Below are 19532 nucleotides of genomic sequence, written 5' to 3'. Positions count from 1 at the left end.
CGGATGCGCCATGCCTACTGGGCGCCGGTCGCCGGCGCTCCCTCCGGCACGGCCACGTCGGCCAGCGGCTTGAGCACGCTGTCGCGGCTCGCCTCGATGGCCTGGAAGTAGGCGTTGGTCAGGCCCGGGAACTTGGGCGGCTCGTCCCAGGTGGTACCGGCGGCACGGTTGATGTTGATCGGCAGGTACCAGCTGTAGGTGTTGGTCTTCAGGTCGACCAGGTACGCGGCGCCGGTGACCACGGCCTTGGGATCGCTGGTCGGCACGTACGACGCATAGGTGCGCACATAGCCCACCTGCGGCATGTCGATCACGAGCAGCTTGTCGACCGCATGCTTGGCACGCAGCGAGGCGAAGTCCTTGCGCGCGGCGGTCGGCACCTCGGTGCGGATGTCGGGCAGCGACTTGAGGTCGATGGCCTCCTTGATGACCGTGACCTCGACGTTCTTCTTGCGCAGCGCGGCCGCCACGTCTTCCTTCAGGGATGCGAGGTCATCGCGCGCCAGGGTCTCGGTGTGCTTGGTCAGCGCGGAGTTGGAAGCGCTGGCGAAGGCGTAGCACAGCAGGCAGTCCGCGCCGGGAAAGAAGGTGTCGACCTTCGGCAGCTCGGACATCGCCACGCCGACCTTCGCGCTTTTCGCGCTGCTCGAAGTCAGCGCGTCCTTGCCCAGGGGCACGGGTTGCTGCGGCTTGATCGCGCATCCACTCAGAAAAATGCCAAGCGCCGCCACAGCGGCGAACAGACGCCATCTCATGTTTCTTCTCCTCGGTTTTGTTGTTGACCACAGGTGTAGCCCCGCAGCCGAGGAGATGGACTTCATGGAATCCGGCCGCCTCCCCGGCCGGAATTGTGACATTGTGTGAGCGTCTTGCGAATCCCGCGGCGCCTCAGCTCACCAGGGCGTCCATTTCAGGTCGCTGTGCGCCGAGGCCACCGTGCGCTCGATGAAGCGCACGCCGCGCGCCCCATCCTCCACGCGCGGGTAGTCGGCCTCGAGCGGATCGGCGCGCCGGCCTTCGAGGCGCGCGCGGATGTCGGCGGCGACGCCCGCGTAGACGTTGGCGAAGGCCTCGATGAAGCCCTCGGGATGGCCCGCGGGCAGGCGGCTCGCGCGGCGCGCCGATTCGTGCAGCCAGGGGGCGCCGCGCGTGAGCACGCGCAGTGGCCCGTCGTGCGGCAGGTGCACCAGCCGGCTCGGCTGCTCCTGGTGCCACTCGAGCGTGCCCAGGGTGCCCGCGATGCGCACGCGCAGGTCGTTCTCGAGGCCGGTGCTGATCTGCGAGGCGATGAGCACGCCGCGCGCGCCGCCCTGGTAGCGCAGCAGCAGGCTGCCGTCGTCGTCGAGCTGGCGGCCGGCCACGTGCGCCGTGAGGTCGGCGCACAGGCTCTCGATCTCGAGGCCGGTCAGCGTGGCGACGAGGTTCTCGGCATGCGAGCCGATGTCGCCGATGGCACCGGCCGCGCCGCTGCGCGCGGGGTCGGTGCGCCAGTCGGCCTGCTTGTTGCCGGTGCCCTCGAGCTGGCTCGCGAGCCAGCCCTGGTTGTATTCCACGACCACCTTGCGCAGCGTGCCGAGCTCGCCCGCGCGGATCATCGCGCGCGCCTGCCGCACCATGGGGTAGCCGGTGTAGTTGTAGGTGACGCCGAAGACCGTGCCCCGCGCCGCCACGCTGGCGACCAATGCATCGGCCTGCTCGCGCGTGTGGACCAGCGGCTTGTCGCACACCACGTGGAAGCCGGCCTCGACGAAGGCCCGCGCCACCGGGTAGTGCACGTGGTTGGGCGTGACGATCGAGACGAAGTCGATGCGCTCGCCGGCGGGCCGCTTCAGTTCATCGGCCAGCAGGGCCTGCCAGTCGCCATGGTTGCGCGCGTCGGCCAGGCCGAGGTCGGCGCCCGAGGCGCGCGCCTTGGCGGGATCGGAGGACAGCGCGCCGGCCACGAGCTCGATCTGGGCGTCGAGCGCGATCGCCTTGCGGTGCACGCCGCCGATGAAGGCATCGCGGCCGCCGCCGACCATGGCGTAGCGCAGCTTGCGATGGGGGGTGTCGGTCATCCAACTCCTTGAGGTTCCAGAGACGGGGTTCCCCCTCCCCGCAGGGAGAGGGAGCGAAGCGATCGGCCGGCCGGCCGATCCCGTTCAGAACGGCGAGTTCGGGTGGTAGAAGTCCTTGGCGTTGTCCTTGGTGATCAGCACCGACGGGATGATCGTGGTCGCGGGCAGCTTCTCGCCCTTCAGGCGCGCCTCGGCCGTGAGCTTGATGGCGTCGTAGATGAACTTCGGCGAGTAGCTCACGTCGGCCGTGATGCGCTTGTCCTTGCCGTCCATGATGGTTTTGACCATGCCCTTGGCGCCGGCGCCGCCGAACACGATTCTGATGTCGTCGCGCTTGGCCTGTTCGATCGCCTTGAGCACGCCCACGGCCATGTCGTCGTCGGCGGCCCAGATGGCGTCGATCTGCTTGAAGCGCGTGAGGTAGTCCTGCGTGACCTTGAAGGCGTCGTCGCGGTTCCAGTTGGCGTACTTGGCGTCGAGCAGCTTCACGTCGGGGCTGTTCTTGAGCACCGCGTTGAAGGCGTCCATGCGCTCGTTGTCGAGCGTGGTCGCGATGCCGCGCAACGCCACCACGTTGCCCTTGCCGCCGAGCTGCTTGACGATGTACTCGGCCGGGATGCGGCCGAAGGCGGTGTTGTCGCCGGCCACGTAGGCGTCCTGCGCGCTGGTGTCGGTCAGGCCGCGGTCGACCACGGTGACGTAGGCGCCCTTGGCCTTGACCTGCGCGACCGGCTTGGTCAGCGCGGCCGATTCGAACGGGAACACGACCAGCGCGTTGATCTTGGTGACCGTCGACAGGTCCTGCAGCTGGTTGGCCTGCTCGGGCGCGTTGGCGGCGGTCTTGATCGTGATCTTCAGGTCCTTGTGTTCCTTCTCGAGATCCTTCTTCGCCTGGTTGGCCCAGTAGTTGATGCCGCCCATGAAGCTGTGGGTGGCGGCGGGGATCGAAACGCCGAGGTTGACCTTGTCCGCGGCGAGCGCGGGCAGGCTGGCGAATGCCGCGGCGGCCACGGCCGTGAGCGCGATGCGTCGGGTGAAACGGGTCATGCTGATGTCTCCTCTTGGTGGATGGAACGGAACGGGAAGGAACCAGGTGTGGCCACGCCCAACGGCGTCATCGCTTTCCTCGCTGGAGGAAGGCCACGATGATGATCACGAAGCCCTGCACCGCGGCATTCAGGTACACGCTGATGATGCTGGTGAGGTTCAGGATGTTGCTGATGACCGAGAGCAGGATCGCGCCCACCACGGTGCCGGTGATGCTGCCCGCGCCGCCCTTGAGCGCGGTGCCGCCGACGATCACCGCGGCGATCGCCTCGAGTTCCCACAAGAGGCCCGTGGTCGGCGAGGCCGAGCCCAGGCGCGGCACGTACAGCAGCGTGGCGATGCCCACGCACACGCCGAGCAGCACGTAGGTCAGGATCTTCACGCGGTCGACGTCGACCGCGGCATAGCGCGCGACCTGCTCGTTGGAGCCGATGGCCTGCACGTAGCGGCCGTAGGCGGTGCGGTTGAGGATCACGCCGCCGACGATGGCGACGATGACGAACACCCACACCGGCACCGGGATGCCCGCGAGGCTCGCGTAGTAGACCGGCGCGTAGAGGTCCGACAGCTCGTTGTCGAGCGTGAGCGCGCCGCCGTCGGCGAAGTAGGTGAGGTAGGCGCGGAAGATGCCGAGCGTGCCCAGCGTGACGATGAAGGGCTCGATGCGGCCCTTGGTGATGAGCAGGCCGTGCGCGAGGCCGAACAGCGCGCCCAGCACCACCGCGAGCACGGCGCCGAGCATCACCGCCATCAGCGGCGAGCCGGTGGCGGGGCCGGCCCAGTTGATGAACATGATCACGCTGCCCGCGATCAGCGCGGCCATCGAGCCCACCGACAGGTCGATGCCGCCCGAGATGATCACGAAGCACATGCCGACCGCGATGATGCCGATGAAGGCGGTGCGCGTGAGCACGTTCATCGCGTTGTCGACGGTGGCGAAGTCGCCGTTGAGCAGGGTGCCGGCGATGCACAGCAGCACCAGGCCGATGACGGGGCCGAGGCCGTGCAGGTGCTCGGTCCAGCGCGCCTTGGGCTGGGCGCGGTGGGTGTCGGCAGTGGGTTCGGGGCTGTTGTTCATGGGGGCCGGGTGTGGGTCGTGGCTCAGTGCGCGCCGGTGGCGTGGGCGATGAGCGCTTCTTCGCTCAGGTGGTCGGCGTCGAGCGTGGCGACCAGCCGGCCCGCGCGCATCACCGCGACGCGGTGGCACAGGCCGATCAGTTCCATGAGCTCGGACGAGATGACGATCACGGCCAGGCCCTCGCGCGCCAGGCGCTGGACCAGGAAGTAGATGTCGCGCTTGGCGCCGACGTCGACGCCGCGCGTGGGCTCGTCGAGCACCACCACGCGCGGGCGCGGCTGCAGCACCTTGGCGAGCGCGAGCTTCTGCTGGTTGCCGCCCGACAGCGACGAGGCCCTGACCTCGAGCGAGCCGGCGCGGATGCCGTAGTCCTTGACCGCTTCGGCCAGCGCGCCGCGCTCGGCCTCGGGCTTGAGCCAGGGCGTGGCGTAGCGCTCGAGCGCCATCAGCGTGAGGTTCTGGCGCAGGCCGAAGTGCACGTGCAGGCCCTTGCCCTTGCGGTCCTCGCTCAGGTAGGTGAGGCCGTGTTTCGCGGCATCGCGCGGGCTGCGCCAGCCCTTGCCGTGGGGCACCGCGCGCCCGAGCATCTCGACGCTGCCGGCCGCGGGCCGCAGGCCCAGCAGGCCTTCGAACAGCTCGGTGCGGCCGGCGCCGACCAGGCCCGCGAAGCCGAGGATCTCGCCGGGGCGCACCTCGAAGCTCGCGTCCCGTGCCCAGCCGGGCACGCTGAAGCCCTGCACGCGCATCGCGGGCGCCTGCGCGGCCGACACCGGGTCGCGCGGCGGATAGAGGTCGGCCAGCTCGCGGCCCACCATCAGGTTGGCCATCTGCTGGCGCGTGACCTCGGCCGTGGGCGAGCGCGCGACGAAACGGCCGTCGCGCATCACGATCACCTCGTCGGTCACGCGCTCGACCTCGTCGAGCTTGTGCGAGATGTAGACGATGGTCACGCCATCGGCGCGCAACTGCGCGATCAGCTTGAACAGGCGCTCGGTCTCGCCGGGCGTGAGCGTGGCGGTGGGCTCGTCCATGACCAAGAGGCGCGCGCGGCGCGCGATGGCCTTGGCGATCTCCACCAGCTGCTTCTCGGCCACGATGAGCCGGCGCACCTTTGTGCGCGGGTCGGCCTGCAGGCCGACGGCCGCCAGCGCGGCGGCGGCCTCGCGCTCCATCGCGACGTCGTCGAGGAACAGGCCCTTCTTCTTCTCGTGGCCGAGGAAGATGTTCTGCGCGATGCTCAGGTCCTCGGCGAGGTTGAACTCCTGGTGGATCAGCACGATGCCCAGCGCCTCGGCATCGCGCGAGCCGGCGAACTGCTGCGGCTGGCCGTTGATGCGCAGCGTGCCGCCCGTGAGGCCCTCGTAGCCCGAGAGGATCTTCATCAGCGTGGACTTGCCCGCGCCGTTCTCGCCGAGCAGGCCGTAGACCTTGCCGGGCGCGAGCGCGAAGCTCACGCCGTGCAGCACCTGCACCGGGCCGAAGGACTTTCGCACGTCGTCGAATTCGACCGCGACGCTGGCTTTGTTCTGCGTTTCGCTCATGGCGCGATGCCCCTCGCCTTGAGGCTCTGCTGCATCGCGAGCACGCCGGCGCCGATCAGGCCGCCCTGCGCGGCCAGCGGCGTGTACTGGATCTCGAGATGGCGCGTCGACAGCGCGAGCGAGCGCTGGTAGACGCTTTGGCGCACGGCCGCGAGGAACAGCGGGCCGATGCGCGTGATGCCGCCGCCGATGAACACATGCGACGGATTGAAGAAGTTGACGACCGAAGCCAGCATCTGGCCGATGAGGTTGCCCGCGCGCTGCACGATGGCGTTGGCCGCGGGATCGCCGGCGCGGCTGGCCTGGCCCACGTCGAGGGCCTCGATGCGACCCTGGCTGCGCAGCACCTCGGCCAGCACGGCGCTCTCGCCGGCCTCGGCCGCCTGCACCGCCATGCGCGTGATCGCGGGGCCGGCCGCCATCGCCTCGACGCAGCCCAGGTTGCCGCAATGGCAGCGCGGCCCTTCCTGGTCGACGCAGATGTGGCCCACGTCGCCGGCCGAACCGGCGGCGCCGCGATAGACCTCGCCGTGGCAGACGATGCCGCAGCCGATGCCGGTGCCGATCTTGATGACGAGGAAGTTCGAGAGCGAGCGCTTGAGGCGCCAGAGCTCGCCGAGCGCCATCAGGTTGACGTCGTTGTCGACGAACACCGGCGCAGCATAGTCCTCGCGCAGGTAGTCGCGGATCGAGAAGCTGTCCCAGGCCGGCATCAGCGGCGGATTGACGAGCTGGCCGATCTCGAAGTTGACCGGCCCGGGCACGCCGATGCCGATGCCGAACACGTCGCGCGCCGTGCGGCCGCAGCGGCCTAGCAGTTCGCGCATCAGCGCGCGCACGCGCGCCAGCACGACTGCCGGGCCGTCGCGCACGTCGGCCGCTTCCTCGTGCTGCGCGAGCACCGTGAGGTCGGGCTGCAGCACGGCGACCCCGAGGCTGGTGGCGCCGATGTCGACGCCCACGAGCACGCCGAGGTCGGCATGGAGCTGGAGGTTTTCGGGGCGGCGTCCGCCCGAGGAGCGCTGCAGGCCGGCTTCGGCCAGCAGGCCTTGTTCGAGCAGCCCGGCGATCAGCGCGTTGGCCTTGCTCTTGGAGAAGCCGAGTTCCTCGGCCATGGCATGGCGCGAACCGCCGGCCGACCAGAAGGTGGTCTCCAGCAAACGCATTTCGTCCGCAGTGATGCCGCTCCAGGGTGCCACGCGCGCTTGTCTCCGGTTCTTTATCGGGACCCGGCGGCATCGAGGCCGGCGGGCGAAGGCGAATACTAGGAGCAGGGCTTCAGCCAGACAAGGCTGAACTTCGACCATATTCAGATCGAAGACGGCTGGATTCGACCTTGACGACCAGGCCTCGCGCCGAGCCGGGACGAAAAAAAGCCGCCTCGGTGGGCGGCCTTCGGAAGCAGCAAGCCCGCAGGCTTACTTCTTCTGGCGGTACTTGCGCAGCGCTGCAATCTGCGCGGCCATCACGGCCAGTTCCGATTGCGCCATCGCGATGTCGATGTCGCTCTTGGCGTTCTTCAGCGCTTCCTCGGCGGCGGCCTTGGCCTGGTTGGCCTTCTCGTCGTCGAGGTCCTTGCCGCGGATCGCGGTGTCCGACAGCACGGTCACGGCGTTCGGCTGCACTTCGAGGATGCCGCCGGCGACGAAGACGAATTCCTCGTTGCCGTCGGCCGTTTCGATGCGCACGGCGCCGGGGCGGATGCGCGTGATCAGCGGGGTGTGGCGCGGATAGATGCCGAGCTCACCGGCTTCACCGGGCAGCGCGACGAACCTGGCTTCGCCCGAGAAGATCGACTCTTCCGCGCTGACCACGTCCACATGAATGGTGCCTGCCATGGTGATTCCTTCTTAAGCGACCTTCTTGGCCTTCTCGAACGCTTCGTCGATGCCGCCCACCATGTAGAACGCTTGTTCCGGCAGGTGGTCGGCTTCGCCGTTCACGATCATCTTGAAGCCGCGGATGGTTTCCGACAGCGGCACGTACTTGCCGGGCGAGCCCGTGAACACTTCGGCCACATGGAAAGGCTGCGACAGGAAACGCTGGATCTTGCGGGCGCGGGCCACGGCGAGCTTGTCGTCGGGCGCCAGTTCGTCCATGCCCAGGATCGCGATGATGTCGCGCAGTTCCTTGTAGCGCTGCAGCGTGCCTTGCACCGAGCGAGCCACGTTGTAGTGCTCTTCGCCGACCACGTTCGGGTCGAGCTGGCGCGAGGTCGAGTCCAGCGGGTCCACGGCGGGGTAGATACCGAGCGAAGCGATGTCGCGCGACAGCACCACGGTCGAATCCAGGTGGGCGAAGGTGGTGGCGGGCGACGGGTCGGTCAAGTCGTCGGCGGGCACGTACACGGCCTGGATCGAGGTGATCGAGCCGACCTTGGTCGAGGTGATCCGCTCTTGCAGGCGGCCCATTTCCTCGGCCAGCGTCGGCTGGTAGCCCACGGCGGAAGGCATGCGGCCCAGCAGTGCCGACACTTCGGTACCGGCCAGCGTGTAGCGGTAGATGTTGTCGACGAAGAACAGAACGTCGCGGCCTTCGTCGCGGAACGACTCGGCGATGGTCAGGCCGGTCAGCGCCACGCGCAGACGGTTGCCCGGGGGTTCGTTCATCTGGCCGTAGACCATCGACACCTTCGAGTTCGGCAGGTCGTCGAGGTCCACCACCTTGGCGTCCGACATTTCGTGATAGAAGTCGTTGCCTTCGCGGGTACGTTCACCCACGCCGGCGAACACCGACAGACCCGAGTGGGCCTTCGCGATGTTGTTGATGAGTTCCATCATGTTCACGGTCTTGCCCACGCCGGCGCCGCCGAACAGGCCCACCTTGCCGCCCTTGGCGAACGGGCACACCAGGTCGATCACCTTGATGCCGGTTTCCAGCAGGTCCTGCGAGGGCGACAGTTCGTCGTACGCGGGGGCCTTGCGGTGGATGGGAGCGGTCAGCTCCTGGCTGACGGGACCGCGCTCGTCGATGGGCGCGCCCAGCACGTCCATGATGCGGCCGAGGGTGGCCTTGCCGACCGGCACCGTGATGGGTGCGCCGGTGTTGGTCACGATGAGGCCGCGGCGCAGGCCGTCCGACGAGCCCAGCGCAATCGTGCGCACCACGCCATCACCGAGCTGTTGTTGCACTTCGAGGGTCAGCGCGCTGCCTTCGAACTTCAAGGCGTCGTACACCTTGGGCATCTGGTCACGCGGGAACTCCACGTCGACCACGGCGCCGATACATTGGACAATTTTTCCTTCAGCCATGGCGTTTCCTTCTGGATGGATTCTCAATAAATTTGCGACAGGTTCTTGCAGAAGCGTCCTGGTGCCAATGCGGGCCGCTTTTGCAAGAATGCCGGCCGGGCCGGCATCCTCGAAGTCAATGACGATGCGTTCGGATTTCTGCGCTCGTCGTGCTCAGCACTTCATCGCCGTGGCTTGCGCGGCGAAGGCGTCCGAAGCAGCCTTGCAGGCCTGGCCCAGGGCGGCCTTGTCGGCACCCATCGAAGCCCAGGTCGCCTTGGTCTGATCGAGGCTGGCCTTCATCGCGTCGGCGGCGGCACCGCTTTGCGAGCTGACGCAGGCGCTGACCTTCGTCAGGTAGTCGTTGCACTCTTGCGGCAGGTCGGCGGCCGAGGCCGTCGGTGCTGCTGCAGCCGGTGCCGAAGCAGGCGCTGCCGGTGCCGCGGCGGGAGCCGAAGCAGCGGGAGCAGGCGCCGGAGCCGGTGCGGCCGCCGGAGCGGGCGCGGGTGCCGGTGCCTCTTCCTTCTTGGAACAGGCGGTCAGAGCGGCAGCCACGGCCACCAGAGCGAGAAATTTCTTCATTGAATCGGGTCCCCTTTTTTCTGAGCTGGGCCGTTGTCACCGGTCCGCGTGCGGACCCGTGGGCAATGTGGCCCGGTGCATTGCCTCGATCAGACGCCCGCCGCTGCGGCCGCGCCCGACACGATTTCCGAAAGCTCCTTCGTGATGCCGGCCTGGCGGGTCTTGTTGTAGACCAGCTTCAGCTCGCTGATCACGTTGCCCGCGTTGTCGGTGGCGGCCTTCATCGCGACCATGCGCGCCGATTGCTCGGACGCCATGTTCTCGGCCACGGCCTGGTAGACCAGCGATTCCACGTAGCGCACCAGCAGCTCGTCGATGACGCTCTGCGCATCGGGCTCGTAGATGTAGTCCCAGGCGTGCTGGCCGCTCTCGACCTGCAGCGTCTCGGAAGCGAGCGGCAGCAGCTGCTCGACCACCGATTCCTGGCGCATCGTGTTGATGAACTTCGTGTAGCACAGGTACACGGCGCTCAGCTTGCCCTCGGCGTACGCGTCGAGCAGGACCTTGACCGGGCCGATCAGCTTGTCGAGGTGCGGCGTGTCGCCCAGCTGGGTGACATGCGACACCACGCGGGCGCCGATCCGGTTGAGGAAGCCCAGGCCCTTGTTGCCGATGGCGACCGCCTCGACCGCGTTGCCGGCCGACTGCTGCTCGCGCAGCTTGGCGGTGACGGCGCGCAGCACGTTGGTGTTCATGCCGCCGCACAGACCCTTGTCGGTCGTGACGACGATGAAGCCCGCGGCCTTGGCCTCGTTCTCCTTCATGAACGCGTGCGTGTACTCCGGATTCGCCTGGCCGAGGTTGGCCGCGATGTTGCGGATCTTCTCGCTGTAGGGGCGGGCGGCGCGCATGCGTTCCTGCGCCTTGCGCATCTTCGACGCGGCCACCATTTCCATGGCCTTGGTGATCTTCTTGGTGTTCTCCACCGATTTGATCTTGCCGCGGATTTCCTTACCAGCTGCCATGAGGATTCCTTTGGGGGTCGATCAGGCGAACGACTTCTTGAACGAGGTGATCGCCGCGTGCAGTTCGGCTTCCGAGTCCTTGTCGATCGCCTTGGCCTGTTCGACCTTGTCGAGCAGGGCCGCGTGGCTGGTCTTGAGGAACTGGTGCAGGCCGTGCTCGAAGGCCAGGACCTTCTTGACGTCGAGATCGTCCATGAAGCCCTTGTTGACCGCGAACAGCGACGCGCTCATCAGCGAGATGGACAGCGGGCTGTACTGGGCCTGCTTCAGCAGTTCGGTCACGCGGGCACCGCGGTCGAGCTGCTTGCGGGTGGCTTCGTCGAGGTCGGAAGCGAACTGCGCGAACGCAGCCAGTTCACGGTACTGCGCGAGGTCGGTACGGATACCGCCCGACAGGCCCTTGATCGCCTTGGTCTGTGCCGACGAACCCACGCGCGACACCGAGATACCGGCGTTGATGGCGGGACGGATGCCGGCGTTGAACAGGCTGGTTTCCAGGAAGATCTGGCCGTCGGTGATCGAGATCACGTTGGTCGGCACGAAGGCGGACACGTCGCCGGCCTGCGTTTCGATGATCGGCAGCGCGGTCAGCGAACCGGTCTTGCCCTTGACTTCACCCTTGGTGAAGGCTTCGACGTAGTCGGCGTTCACGCGGGCCGCGCGCTCGAGCAGACGGCTGTGGAGATAGAACACGTCGCCGGGGTAGGCTTCGCGGCCCGGCGGGCGGCGCAGCAGCAGCGACACCTGACGGTAGGCCACGGCCTGCTTCGACAGGTCGTCATAGACGATCAGGGCGTCCTGGCCGCGGTCGCGGAAGTATTCGCCCATCGTGCAGCCCGAGTAGGCCGACACGTACTGCATGGCGGCCGATTCCGACGCCGATGCGGCCACCACGATGGTGTAGTCCATCGCGCCGGCTTGTTCGAGGGAGCGCACCACGTTCTTGATCGACGAAGCCTTCTGGCCGATCGCGACGTAGACGCAGGTCATGTTCTGACCCTTCTGGTTGATGATCGCGTCGATCGCCACGGCGGTCTTGCCGGTCTGGCGGTCGCCGATGATCAGCTCGCGCTGGCCACGGCCGACGGGCACCATCGAGTCGATCGACTTGAGGCCGGTCTGCATCGGCTGGTCGACGGACTTCCGTGCGATCACGCCCGGGGCGACCTTCTCGATCACGTCGGTCATCTTGGCGTTGATCGGACCCTTGCCGTCGATCGGCTGGCCCAGCGCGTTGACCACGCGGCCGATGAGCTCGGGGCCCACCGGCACTTCCAGGATGCGGCCCGTGCACTTGACGGTGTCGCCTTCCGAGATGTGCTCGTACTCGCCCAGAATCACGGCGCCGACGGAATCGCGCTCGAGGTTCAGCGCCAGGCCATACGACGGAACGCCGTCGGCCGTGGGCGGGAACTCGAGCATTTCGCCCTGCATCGCGTCCGACAGGCCGTGCACGCGCACGATGCCGTCGGTCACCGACACCACGGTGCCCTGGTTACGGATATCTGCGCTGACGCCAAGCCCTTCGATGCGGCTCTTGATCAGCTCGGAAATTTCTGCGGGATTGAGTTGCATGACTCTTTCCTTCTTTCAATAAATAGGGCTTACCGCGGCGACAGACCGCCTCAGGCGGTGAGCGCAGCTTTCATTTGTTCGAGCCGGGCCTTGACGGACATGTCGAGCACCTCGTCGCCGACCACGGCACGGATGCCGCCGATCAGTTCGGGGTCGATCGCGACGCTCGTCTTGAGCTTGCGACCGAAGCGGCGCACGAGCGCCGCCTCGATGTCCTGCAGCGCGGCGCCTTCGATCGGGAAGGCGCTGTAGATCACCGCATCGGACGAACCGCTGCTGGCGTTCTTGAGGGCACGGAACTGGACCGCCACCTCGGGAACGGCCGCGAGGCGGCCGTTGTCGAGGACGGTGCGAAGGAAGTTCGTGCCGAGGTCCGGCAGCGGCTGGGACAGCAGGCCGGCGACCAGGCCGACGACCTGCTCGGGCGCGACCTTGGGATTGGCCGCGAACTGCAGCAGTTGCGGGTTCCCGACGACGGCAGCCAGCTGGTCGATCCAGCCGGTGGTGGCGTCGAGGTTGCCGGCACTGGCCTGGAACAGCGCTTCAGCGTAGGGACGGGCAATGGTCGCGAGTTCGGCCATGTCGTCCTCAGAGCTCGGTCTTCAGGCGCTGGAGCAGGTCGGCATGGACGCCGGCGTCGACTTCCTTGCGGAGAATCTGCTCGGCACCCTTGACGGCCAGCGCGGCAACCTGCTCGCGCAGCGCTTCGCGGGCGCGCACGGTCTGCTGCTCGGCCTCGTCGCGGGCAGCCGCGACGATCTTGTTGGCCTCTTCGTTCGCACGGCCCTTGGCTTCTTCGATGATCTGCTGGGCGCGGCGCTCGGCGTCGGCCAGACGGCTGGCGGTCTCGGTGCGAGAAGCCGACAGTTCCTGTTCGACGCGCTGGTTGGCGGACTGCAGTTCGGCCTTGGCCTTGTCGGCGGCCGCCAGGCCCGCGGCGATCTTTTGTGCCCGGTCATCCAAAGCCTTCGCGATCGGCGGCCACACGAATCTCATCGTGAACAGCACGAGCAACAGGAAGACGATGGCCTGAACGAACAGGGTCGCGTTGATACTCACGGCAACACCTTTCTAGAGTGGCGTTGAAACCGGATTACTTCGGCAGGGCGGACAGGAAGGGGTTGGCGAACGCGAACAGCAGGGCGATGGCCACGCCGATCAGGAAGGCCGCGTCGATCAGACCGGCCAAGATGAACATCTTGGTCTGCAGGTCGTTCATCAGTTCGGGCTGACGGGCCGACGATTCCAGAAACTTGCCACCCATCAGGGCGATACCGATCGATGCACCGATAGCGCCGAGACCGACGATCAGACCACAGGCGAGAGCAACGAGACCGAGAACGTTGGATGCTTCCATGATGACTCCTTAGATTTAACTGGATGAATGCAAAAGAAAAAGAACGAAAGGGAACCGAGCCTCAGTGGGCCTCATGAGCCTGGCCCAGATAAATGAGCGTCAGCATCATGAAAATGAATGCCTGGAGCGTGATCACCAGAATGTGGAAGATCGCCCAGACAGTACCGGCAATGACGTGGCCCACTGGCAACAGCACTCCCGAGAACGACGCAGCCATCGCGCCGCCCATGAGCGCGATCAGCATGAAAACGAGTTCGCCCGCGTACATGTTGCCGAACAGCCGCATGCCATGCGACACGGTCTTGGCCACGTACTCGATGATCTGCATCAGCAGGTTGACGATGCCGAGGATCACGGCAAACGCGGGGTTCTTGCTGGTGCCGAACGGCGCGGTCACCAGTTCGTGCGCCCAGCCGCCGACGCCCTTGATCTTGATGCTGTAGAGCAGGCACAGCAGCAGCACGGAGGTCGACAGGCCCAGCGTGGTGGACAGGTCGGCCGTGGGCACGGCGCGCATGTACGCATGATGCGGATCGTGGCCGGCAACTTCATGCAGCTTCGCCCAGATGGCCGGCAGCAGATCCACCGGCAGCATGTCCATCGCGTTGAGCAGGAAGATCCAGACGAACACCGTGAGCGCGAGCGGCGCAATGAACTTGCGGCTCTTGGCGTTGTGGATGTTGGCCTTGGTCTGGTTGTCGACCATCTCGACCAGGATCTCGACCGCGGCCTGGAAGCGGCCCGGCACGCCCGACGAGGCCTTGCGCGCGGCCAGCCACAGCACGAAGCAGCCCAGTGCGCCGATGATCAGCGCATAGAGGACGGAGTCGAGATTGATGATGTTGAAGTCGACGATCGACTTCTGCACCACGGGATTGAGACTCCAGTCGACCTGCCAATGCTGGAGGTGATGAACGATGTACTCACTCGCAGTCGGTGCGTGTCCTTCGGCGGCCATCTTCAGCGTCTCTTTTTTAAACAGTCAAATCCGGTTCAACAACCTGGGCCGCACCACGAGCGCGATCCAGTACGTCTTCAGGGCGGCGATCACGCCAGCGACCAGCGCCAGCCAGTTCAGCCCTCCGACCAGCCACGGTGCCGCGACCAGCATGGCCACGGTCAGCACGATCTTGATCGACTCCCACACAAAAAACCTCAGCATGGCAGCGGACTGTGACACTGCTCCCGTTCCGCGCCGTACGCCTCGAACGAACAGCGCCGCCGGTACAGCCACCGCCATCGCTCCGTAGAGCGCCGACACGGCGGCGGACGACAGTCCAGTCCACACCCATGCAACTCCCGCCACGATCACTCCCAAGGCCACTTGGGCCCCGATCACCCACCAGGGCGACAGTTCGGGATTTTGCTCGCGCAGCCGCTGCGCCTCTTCGGGCGTGAGCGGCTCGAAATCAGAGATTTCGGCCTCGGGTTTAGCTTCAGGGGTCTTGGTTGTCATTTGGAATGCGACCCCTTGCCTACCGCGAATTCTACAAAGCCTCTGATTATAAGGACAAACCCGCGCCGATCCTGACATCTTGGGCGCACAAGCGACACCTTCGGCCCGGCGCTCATAATTTGCGCCATGCAATCCCTGCCCGCCACCCTGTGCCATCTCGATGGCGAATACCTTCCGCTGCGCGACGCGAAGATCAGCGTCCTGGACCGCGGCTTCATCTTCGGCGACGGCATCTACGAAGTGATCCCGGCCTACGACGGCCACCTGTTCTGCCTCGACGAACACCTGGCCCGGCTCGAGCGCTCGCTCGCCGAGGTCCGGATCCCGAACCCGCACACGCGCGAGGGCTGGCGCGCGCTGGCCGGGCGGCTGGTGGCCTCGGCGGCCGGCGAAGCCAGCGTTTCGGTCTACATCCAGGTCACGCGCGGGGTGGCGCCGCGCGACCACGCGATGGTCCAGGGCATCGTGCCCACCGTCTTCGCGATGGTCAACACCCTCATCCTGCCCGGCGAGGCGGCGCGCACGGACGGCGTGCGATGCGTGACCGCCGACGAGTTCCGCTGGGCCAAGGCGCACATCAAGAGCACCAGCCTGCTGGGCGCGGTGATCGCGCGCCAGATCGGCGTGGACGCGGGCGCGACCGAGACCGTGATGTTTCGCGACGACTGGCTCAGCGAGGCCGCCTCGAGCAACGTCTGGGTGGTCAAGGACGGCACCGTGCTCGGCCCGCCGCGCGACAACCTGGTGCTGACCGGCATCCGCTACGGCCTGCTCGAGCGCCTGTGCGCCGAGCATGGCATCCCGTTCGCGCTGCGGCGCATCGCGCGCGACGAGGTGTTCGCGGCCGACGAGCTGATGATCTCCTCGGCCACCAAGGAGGTGCTGCCCGTGACGCAGCTCGACGACCGGCCCATTGGCAATGGCCGACCCGGCCCCATCTACCAGAGCTTGTACGCGGCCTACCAGGAGGCCAAGCGACGCAACGCACAGGCGCAGCAGCCGCCACGAGGAGTATCCGCATGAGCACCGAACGTCCCGACACGCCCGCACCGGCCGCCGACGCGGCCGACGCCGTCACCGATCCGCGCAAGGATTCGCTGATCGAGTACCCCTCGCAGTTCCCGATCAAGGTGATGGGCGCGAAGGTCGACGGCTTCGTGCACGCGATCACCCAGATCGCCGAGCGCTTCGACCCGAGCTTCGACGCCACCACCGTCGAGCTGCGCGACAGCAAGGCCGGCAACTACCTCGGCGTGACGATCACCGTGACCGCCACCAGCCGCGAGCAGCTCGACGACATCTACCGCGCCCTGTCCTCGCACCCGATGGTCAAGGTCGTGCTCTGAGCACGGGCGAGCGATGCCGCGTTGTGCGCTGACACGCTGGCGGCACCTCGCGGCCGCGCTGTGCGCGGGCGGCCTGGCGGTGGCCTGCTCCACCGCCCCCAATCCCTACTACGACGCGAGCCGCCCGCACCACCGGCCTGACGGCTTCCAGGACAACTACGTCGAGTTCCAGCCCAAGAACTTCTTCATCGACGTGCTGGTGCGCTGGCAGATCCCGTCCTGGTTCAAGGGCCTGCCGAAGGCGCCCGAGGCGCCGCCGCCGGTAGTCAAGCCCGACCTCGCGCTGCTGCGCGCCAACGCCACGGCCCAGCCGATGCGCCCCACCGCCACCTTCATCGGCCATGCCACCGTGCTGGTGCAGCTGCCGACCGCGACCGGCGGCCTCAACCTGCTGACCGACCCGGTGTTCGGCGAGCGCGCCTCGCCGGTGTCCTTCGCGGGCCCGAAGCGCTTCCAGCCGCCGGGCCTGGCGCTGGCCGAGCTGCCGCGCATCGACCTGGTGCTGATCAGCCACAACCATTACGACCACCTCGACGAGGCCAGCGTGAAGGCGCTCGCGGCGCAGGCCGGCGGATCGCCACTGTTCGTGGTGCCGCTGGGCATCGCGCCCTGGCTGGCCGAGCGCGGCATCGCCAACGCAGTCGAGCTCGACTGGTGGGACAGCCTCGAGCTGCCGCCCGGCACGAGCCCCGGCAGCGCCCCGCCGCAGGCTTCGCAGGTGCGGATCCAGCGCAACGGTGCGGGCCTCGCGGCCACGACGGACGCCACCCAGGTCTTCCTCACGCCCGCCCAGCACTGGAGCGCGCGCGGCCTCGGCGACCGGCTGAAGACGCTGTGGGGCGGTTTCGCCGTGCTGTCGCCGAAGCTGCAGCTCTTCTATTCGGGCGACACCGGCTATTCGCGCGACTTCGCCGACATCCAGGCCCGCTTCGCGCCGCGCCAGGGCCCGGCCCAGGGCGGCGGCTTCGACCTCGCGCTGCTGCCCGTGGGCGCCTACGAGCCGCGCTGGTTCATGAAGGACCAGCACGTGAATCCCGAGGAGAGCGTGCGCATCCACCGCGAACTCGGCGCCAAGCGCAGCCTGGGCGTGCACTGGGGCACCTTCGCGCTGACCGACGAGGCGCTCGACCAGCCGCCGCGCGACCTCGCCGCCGCGCGCCAGGCCCAGGGCGTGGCCGCCGACGATTTCTTCACGCTCGCCATCGGCGAGACCCGCACCCTGCCCGAGCGGCAGCCCCCACAATGAGCACCGACACCGCAGCGCCCCCCATCGCCCTCGACTGGCAAGGCCGCGTCGACTACGCCGCCACCTTCGCCGCGATGAAGCAGTTCACGCTGGAACGCACGCCGGATACGCCCGATGCGCTATGGATTTGCGAGCACGCGCCGGTCTTCACGCAGGGCATCGCGGGCCGCCAGGACCACATCCTCAACCCCGGCGAGATCCCCGTGGTGCAGACCGACCGCGGCGGCCAGGTCACCTTCCACGGCCCGGGCCAGGTGGTGGCCTACCCGCTGATCGACCTGCGCCGCGCGGGCTACTTCGTCAAGGAATACGTCTACCGGCTCGAGGAGGCGGTGCTGCGCACGCTGTCGCATTTCGGCGTCACCGGCCACCGCGTGGCGGGCGCGCCCGGCATCTACGTGCGCCTGGACGACCCGTTCTCGCACGCCGCCCTCACCGGCCCGCGGCCCGAGCACGACCCGTTCCGCGGCCTCGGCAAGATCGCCGCGCTGGGCATCAAGGTCAGCCGCCACGCCACCTACCACGGCGTGGCGCTCAACGTCGACATGGACCTCGAACCCTTCTCGCGAATCAACCCTTGCGGCTACGCCGGGCTGCAAACGGTCGACCTTTCTACAATCGGCGTCCAATCCACATGGGAAGAAGCCGCCGCCGTGCTGGGCCGCAAGCTCGGTACTTTCCTGGCGCCTTGACGAGAACTCCAATGAGCACCACCGAAGTCGTCCGCGACGCCCAGAGCGCCGAAACCTACAACCCGCTGGCCAAGCAGAAGGCCGCGGCCAAGCTCTCGCGCATCCCCGTCAAGGTGATCCAGCAGGGCGAGGTGCTCAAGAAGCCCGAGTGGATCCGCGTCAAGGCCGGCAGCCCGACCACGCGCTTCTACGAGATCAAGCAGATCCTGCGCGAGAGCAACCTGCACACGGTCTGCGAGGAAGCCTCGTGCCCCAACATCGGCGAATGCTTCGGCAACGGCACCGCCACCTTCATGATCATGGGCGACAAGTGCACGCGGCGCTGCCCCTTCTGCGACGTGGGCCATGGCCGCCCCGATCCGCTCGACAAGGACGAGCCGCTCAACCTCGCGAAGACCATCGCCAAGCTGCGCCTGAAGTACGTGGTGATCACCAGCGTCGACCGCGACGACCTGCGCGACGGCGGCAGCCAGCACTTCGTCGACTGCATCAGGAACATCCGCGAGCTCTCGCCGATGACGCAGATCGAGATCCTGGTGCCCGACTTCCGCGGCCGCGACGACCGCGCGCTCGAGATCCTCAAGGCCGCGCCGCCCGACGTGATGAACCACAACCTCGAGACCGCGCCGCGCCTGTACAAGGAAGCGCGCCCGGGCAGCGACTACCAGTTCAGCCTAAACCTGCTGAAGAAGTTCAAGGCGCTGCACCCCGAGGTGCCGACCAAGAGCGGCATCATGGTCGGCCTCGGCGAGACCGACGAGGAGATCCTGCAGGTCATGCGCGACATGCGCGCCCACGACATCGACATGCTGACCATCGGCCAGTACCTGTCGCCGTCGGGCTCGCACCTGCCGGTGCGCCGCTACGTGCATCCCGACACCTTCAAGATGTTCGAGGAAGAGGCCTACAAGATGGGCTTCTCGCACGCGGCCGTGGGCGCGATGGTGCGTTCGAGCTACCACGCGGACCAGCAGGCGCACGCGGCCGGCGTCTGAGCCGCGCGAGCCCCCTGCAACGAGCGGCCTCCGGGCCGCTTTTTTCATGGCGCGGCCCGTCGCCTCGGGCTCACCGGGCGCCGGGCATCTTCGCTATCCTGCACGACCGGCAACGACCGAGGATCCGACCTTGCAGCAACCCGCTTCCGCTTCTTCCGACGCTTCCTTTCAGGCCCTGATGGAACGCGACTTCGGCGTGATCGCCGACCTGATCCGCTTCCATGCGCACAACACCCCCGAGCGCCCCGCGCTCGCCGACGCCGCGCAGCAGCTCGACTACCGCGCGCTCGACGCGCTGATGGACCGCATCGCCGCCAGCCTGCAGCGCGACGGCCTGCGCGCCGGCGACGCGATCGCGGTCTGCG

22 protein-coding genes are annotated in these 19532 nt (G+C 67.4%); 6 read left to right on the top strand and 16 right to left on the bottom strand.

Annotated features, from left to right (window positions below; genetic code table 11):
* Window positions 1-14: 14 nt before the first annotated feature.
* From AC27VN_RS10135 to AC27VN_RS10060, 16 genes are all read right to left on the bottom strand, one after another.
* Window positions 15-755 carry a hypothetical protein gene (locus AC27VN_RS10135; RefSeq protein ID WP_490876464.1) on the bottom strand — a complete coding sequence of 247 codons (741 nt, stop codon included), beginning with the start codon at window positions 753-755 and terminating at the stop codon, window positions 15-17.
* A 138-nt stretch (window positions 756-893) separates the two neighbouring features.
* Window positions 894-2057, bottom strand: a complete 1164-nt coding sequence (locus AC27VN_RS10130; protein WP_490876463.1) for a Gfo/Idh/MocA family protein — start codon at window positions 2055-2057, stop codon at window positions 894-896.
* A gap of 84 nt (window positions 2058-2141) precedes the next feature.
* The gene (locus AC27VN_RS10125; protein ID WP_057593971.1) at window positions 2142-3104 is read right to left on the bottom strand and encodes a substrate-binding domain-containing protein; all 963 of its coding nucleotides are present in this window, start codon (window positions 3102-3104) and stop codon (window positions 2142-2144) included.
* Between the two features lie 67 nt (window positions 3105-3171).
* Window positions 3172-4182 (bottom strand): ABC transporter permease, encoded by a 1011-nt coding sequence (locus tag AC27VN_RS10120; protein ID WP_057593972.1) that lies wholly within the window; start codon window positions 4180-4182, stop codon window positions 3172-3174.
* 23 nt (window positions 4183-4205) lie between these two features.
* Window positions 4206-5723 (bottom strand): sugar ABC transporter ATP-binding protein, encoded by a 1518-nt coding sequence (locus AC27VN_RS10115; RefSeq protein WP_490876462.1) that lies wholly within the window; start codon window positions 5721-5723, stop codon window positions 4206-4208.
* Window positions 5720-6889: an ROK family protein gene (locus AC27VN_RS10110; RefSeq protein ID WP_057593974.1), complete on the bottom strand. Its 1170-nt coding sequence runs from the start codon at window positions 6887-6889 to the stop codon at window positions 5720-5722. Before AC27VN_RS10110 ends, AC27VN_RS10115 begins: the two co-directional genes overlap by 4 nt.
* Window positions 6890-7141: 252 nt before the next feature.
* Window positions 7142-7561 (bottom strand): F0F1 ATP synthase subunit epsilon, encoded by a 420-nt coding sequence (locus AC27VN_RS10105; protein WP_057593975.1) that lies wholly within the window; start codon window positions 7559-7561, stop codon window positions 7142-7144.
* A gap of 12 nt (window positions 7562-7573) precedes the next feature.
* On the bottom strand, window positions 7574-8974 hold the full coding sequence (atpD, locus tag AC27VN_RS10100; protein ID WP_093350318.1) for a F0F1 ATP synthase subunit beta: 1401 nt from the start codon (window positions 8972-8974) through the stop codon (window positions 7574-7576).
* A gap of 153 nt (window positions 8975-9127) precedes the next feature.
* Window positions 9128-9535: a hypothetical protein gene (locus AC27VN_RS10095; protein WP_093350315.1), complete on the bottom strand. Its 408-nt coding sequence runs from the start codon at window positions 9533-9535 to the stop codon at window positions 9128-9130.
* A gap of 89 nt (window positions 9536-9624) precedes the next feature.
* Window positions 9625-10500, bottom strand: a complete 876-nt coding sequence (gene atpG / locus AC27VN_RS10090) for a F0F1 ATP synthase subunit gamma (RefSeq protein WP_057593978.1) — start codon at window positions 10498-10500, stop codon at window positions 9625-9627.
* A 21-nt stretch (window positions 10501-10521) separates the two neighbouring features.
* A complete protein-coding gene (gene atpA / locus AC27VN_RS10085) occupies window positions 10522-12075 on the bottom strand; it encodes a F0F1 ATP synthase subunit alpha (RefSeq protein ID WP_203203952.1) in 1554 nt (517 codons plus the stop codon).
* A 50-nt stretch (window positions 12076-12125) separates the two neighbouring features.
* Window positions 12126-12656, bottom strand: coding sequence for a F0F1 ATP synthase subunit delta (locus tag AC27VN_RS10080; RefSeq protein WP_093350310.1), 531 nt, complete (start codon window positions 12654-12656; stop codon window positions 12126-12128).
* A 7-nt stretch (window positions 12657-12663) separates the two neighbouring features.
* A complete protein-coding gene (locus AC27VN_RS10075) occupies window positions 12664-13134 on the bottom strand; it encodes a F0F1 ATP synthase subunit B (RefSeq protein ID WP_093350307.1) in 471 nt (156 codons plus the stop codon).
* Window positions 13135-13168: 34 nt separating this feature from the next.
* Window positions 13169-13432, bottom strand: coding sequence for a F0F1 ATP synthase subunit C (atpE, locus tag AC27VN_RS10070; RefSeq protein WP_057593982.1), 264 nt, complete (start codon window positions 13430-13432; stop codon window positions 13169-13171).
* 61 nt (window positions 13433-13493) lie between these two features.
* Window positions 13494-14390 carry a F0F1 ATP synthase subunit A gene (atpB, locus tag AC27VN_RS10065; RefSeq protein WP_093350304.1) on the bottom strand — a complete coding sequence of 299 codons (897 nt, stop codon included), beginning with the start codon at window positions 14388-14390 and terminating at the stop codon, window positions 13494-13496.
* Window positions 14391-14414: 24 nt separating this feature from the next.
* Window positions 14415-14888, bottom strand: a complete 474-nt coding sequence (locus AC27VN_RS10060) for an ATP synthase subunit I (RefSeq protein ID WP_490876461.1) — start codon at window positions 14886-14888, stop codon at window positions 14415-14417.
* 126 nt (window positions 14889-15014) lie between these two features.
* On the opposite strand from AC27VN_RS10060, the gene AC27VN_RS10055 reads away from it, so the two are divergent.
* From AC27VN_RS10055 to AC27VN_RS10030, 6 genes are all read left to right on the top strand, one after another.
* Window positions 15015-15911: a D-amino acid aminotransferase gene (locus tag AC27VN_RS10055; protein ID WP_490876460.1), complete on the top strand. Its 897-nt coding sequence runs from the start codon at window positions 15015-15017 to the stop codon at window positions 15909-15911.
* Window positions 15908-16234, top strand: coding sequence for a YbeD family protein (locus AC27VN_RS10050; protein ID WP_093350292.1), 327 nt, complete (start codon window positions 15908-15910; stop codon window positions 16232-16234). Before AC27VN_RS10055 ends, AC27VN_RS10050 begins: the two co-directional genes overlap by 4 nt.
* A gap of 13 nt (window positions 16235-16247) precedes the next feature.
* Window positions 16248-17480, top strand: coding sequence for an MBL fold metallo-hydrolase (locus AC27VN_RS10045; RefSeq protein WP_490876459.1), 1233 nt, complete (start codon window positions 16248-16250; stop codon window positions 17478-17480).
* Window positions 17477-18172: a lipoyl(octanoyl) transferase LipB gene (gene lipB, locus AC27VN_RS10040; RefSeq protein ID WP_490876458.1), complete on the top strand. Its 696-nt coding sequence runs from the start codon at window positions 17477-17479 to the stop codon at window positions 18170-18172. Before AC27VN_RS10045 ends, lipB begins: the two co-directional genes overlap by 4 nt.
* Window positions 18173-18183: 11 nt before the next feature.
* A complete protein-coding gene (lipA, locus tag AC27VN_RS10035) occupies window positions 18184-19167 on the top strand; it encodes a lipoyl synthase (RefSeq protein ID WP_093350284.1) in 984 nt (327 codons plus the stop codon).
* Between the two features lie 130 nt (window positions 19168-19297).
* Window positions 19298-19532, top strand: a 235-nt coding sequence (locus tag AC27VN_RS10030) for an AMP-binding protein (protein WP_490876457.1), incomplete at its 3' end; no start/stop codon positions are given.

This window comes from Variovorax sp. 20P10.2.4, assembly GCF_058244205.1.
This window is presented reverse-complemented; position numbering and strand designations above follow the sequence as displayed.